This is a genomic window from Suttonella ornithocola, assembly GCF_001889065.1.
Taxonomy (GTDB): domain Bacteria; phylum Pseudomonadota; class Gammaproteobacteria; order Cardiobacteriales; family Cardiobacteriaceae; genus Suttonella_A; species Suttonella_A ornithocola.
This window is the reverse complement of the sequence record NZ_LWHB01000210.1, coordinates 1-2510: the sequence shown is the minus strand read 5'-3', so window position 1 is coordinate 2510 and position 2510 is coordinate 1. Positions and strand designations below refer to the sequence as shown.

The following is a 2510-nucleotide window of genomic DNA, read 5'->3' as shown; positions in this document are numbered from 1 at the left end:
AACTTGTCCTTTTGTGCTGTAGCCATAAGGTCTATGATCAAAGGCTTTAAAACCACATTCATCAAGATAGACTATCGGTTTGTCTTGAGCGGTCTTATCTACTATTTGTTCTTGAAAGTGCTCTCTTTTCTCTGTGTCGGCTTTTGGATGTTGGTTAATCTTTTTTTATGCGTTATCTTTAGTCGCTTTAGAGCATAACAAATCGCTGATTGCGAGCAATTAAAACGTCTAGCTCTTTCCCATTGGTAATCATCAGGATACTGCTCAATATCCTTAAGCAAGGCTTCATCATCAATCTTTGAGGGCTTACGCTCAGTAAAGCCTTTAGGATGGGGATTTTTAATCCAGCTATAGACGGTGAATTTGCTGATCTTGTAGCGCTTTGCAACAGCGCGCCAAGTTTCTCCATTAGCAATATCGTTAAGAATTTTCTGTCGGAATTGGCTACAGTAGGTCATAGGATATGCTCAGTTTGTTTTTGATAGTTCTACTACAAGTTGTTCTTTATATCTGCTTTGGATAGATTGGATTATAAGTGATTTGACTATAATCAGCAAGATAATCAATCAATAAAGCCGTGCGGGTAGCAAGGCTACGGTGGCGATAATACACGGCATAAATGGGTTGTTGCACTTCTTGGCGAAGCTCTGGCAAAATCTCAATCAGTTCACCTTTTTCGCGTGTTTGTGCGGTCATCCTATCCGATAGGCAAACCACGCCCATATGGTTTATTGCCAGCGCAAGTCGGCCTTCTCCGCTCGAAGCACTAATGCTTGGTTTAATGGTGAGCAGTCGTCCTGTATGGCTGTCTGCTAATGGCCATTGGTTAAGATGTGCCGGTTGTGTAAAGCCCAGTAAACGATATTGTGATAATTGCTTGATGTGTTCGATATTGTCGTACTCAGCGAGATATTGCGGACTGGCTAATACGCGTATTGCCGTTTTTCCGAGCAATCGGGCGTGCATGGTGGAATCTTGTAGTTCACCGATACGAATAGCGACATCAGTGCGTTCTTCTAGTAAGTCAATCAAGCCATCATCGCTATTTAGCTCTACTTCGATACGCGGATAACGAGAAAGAAATTCTGTCAATGCCGGAATCAGGACATGACGCATTACCGGTGCAGCCGTATTAATCCGTAATAGTCCGCCAACATCGCTATGCCGTGCCAGTAGTTTTTCTTCGGTGTAGTGCACGCTATTGAGAATATGCTGCGCTTGTTGGTAGAGCCATTCACCTTCAGCGGTTAGTGCCATCCGTCGGGTGCTGCGTTGTATCAGGGTGGTATCGAGTTCTTTTTCTAATTTTGCCAAGCTACGGCTCACCGCGGAAACGGGCAGTTGTAAACTTTCTGCCGCTGCAATAATAGAGCCTTTATCAACGATATGCAAAAAAATATTTAATGCGTCAAGGGTGAGTTTCATGAGCGTTTTCCCGTCAGCGGATGCTTAATTTGTTATTGTGCTATTTTTGCAAAATAAGCAAAAGTCATTTGCTTATTATCTACTTTTTTAGCAAAAGCCATCCGCCTATCATAGCGTTATCAACAGCACAGGCTGTTTGTCTATTTTTAATGTATTGATTGATAGGAGATAAATATGTCTATTCCAAAATTTAGTGTCGGAACTTTCCGTTTACAAGGTCAAGTTGTTATTGATTCGGTCAAAAATGCTTTAGATTTGGGCTATCGTGCCATTGATACTGCGCAAATTTATGGTAATGAAGCCGAAGTGGGTCAAGCGATTGCAGAAAGTGGGGTTAAACGAGATGAGCTATTTTTAACCACAAAAATCTGGGTGGATAATTATTCGCCTGAAAAACTTAGTGCTAGTTTAAAAGACAGTTTGCACAAGCTACGCACAGATGTGGTGGATTTAAAGATAACGCATAAAAAAAAGATTAACTAACATCCAAAAGCCGACACAGAGAAAAGAGAGCACTTTCAAGAACAAATAGTGGATAAGACCGCTCAAGACAAACCGATAGTCTATCTTGATGAATGTGGTTTTAAAGCCTTTGCTCATAGACCTTATGGCTACAGCACAAAAGGACAAATTTGTCATGGAAGTGATAACTGGCATTTAAAGAACCAGAGCAATGCGATTGGAGCCATTATCAATGGAGAATTGTTTGCCTTACGCTTATATGATGGTTCTATTAACAGCGATATTTTCTCTCATTGGGTGAGAGAAGCACTGTTACCTGAGTTACCTAAAAACAGTGTAATTGTCATGGACAATGCCGCTTTTCATAAACGCAGTGTATATTCAAGCAATCATTGAAGAGCATGGGCATGAGATAGTTTGGTTACCCCCTTATAGTCCAGACTTAAATCCCATTGAAAAGATGTGGGCTTGGATTAAGCAAATACGCAAAGAATGGCGGATGGATGTATTGATACTTTATTCTTTTTATCTGCTTTGGATTGGGTTGAGGTTTTAGATGAATTGCACTATAGTGTCTAAGATAGATGAAATCAAAAGTAAGCACACATACTATTACTGGAATA

The 2510-nt window shown here is 40.7% G+C and carries 4 protein-coding genes and 1 pseudogene; 3 read left to right on the top strand and 2 right to left on the bottom strand.

Going from position 1 to position 2510, the window contains the following annotated elements; all coding sequences use genetic code 11:
- Positions 1-101: 101 nt before the first annotated feature.
- Both A5N85_RS12985 and A5N85_RS12980 read right to left on the bottom strand, forming a co-directional pair.
- Positions 102-458: an IS630 transposase-related protein gene (locus tag A5N85_RS12985; RefSeq protein ID WP_072576897.1), complete on the bottom strand. Its 357-nt coding sequence runs from the start codon at positions 456-458 to the stop codon at positions 102-104.
- Between the two features lie 46 nt (positions 459-504).
- Positions 505-1425, bottom strand: a complete 921-nt coding sequence (locus A5N85_RS12980; RefSeq protein WP_072577573.1) for a LysR family transcriptional regulator — start codon at positions 1423-1425, stop codon at positions 505-507.
- Positions 1426-1599: 174 nt separating this feature from the next.
- Here A5N85_RS12980 and A5N85_RS12975 point away from each other — a divergent pair.
- From A5N85_RS12975 to A5N85_RS17080, 3 genes and pseudogenes are all read left to right on the top strand, one after another.
- Positions 1600-1890: pseudogene (locus A5N85_RS12975) on the top strand (aldo/keto reductase); the annotation flags it as partial.
- Between the two features lie 66 nt (positions 1891-1956).
- Positions 1957-2283 (top strand): transposase, encoded by a 327-nt coding sequence (locus A5N85_RS12970; RefSeq protein ID WP_169818678.1) that lies wholly within the window; start codon positions 1957-1959, stop codon positions 2281-2283.
- Positions 2261-2443, top strand: coding sequence for a transposase (locus tag A5N85_RS17080; RefSeq protein ID WP_169818677.1), 183 nt, complete (start codon positions 2261-2263; stop codon positions 2441-2443). The genes A5N85_RS12970 and A5N85_RS17080 overlap by 23 nt, the downstream gene beginning before the upstream one ends.
- The last annotated feature ends 67 nt before the right edge of the window (positions 2444-2510 follow it).

Bases quoted from the DNA above. Each gene is read 5' to 3' on its own strand.
- A5N85_RS12980 (WP_072577573.1), bottom strand. From the start codon at position 1,425: ATGAAACTCACCCTTGACGCATTAAATATTTTTTTGCATATCGTTGAT.
- A5N85_RS12985 (WP_072576897.1), bottom strand. From the start codon at position 458: ATGACCTACTGTAGCCAATTCCGACAGAAAATTCTTAACGATATTGCT.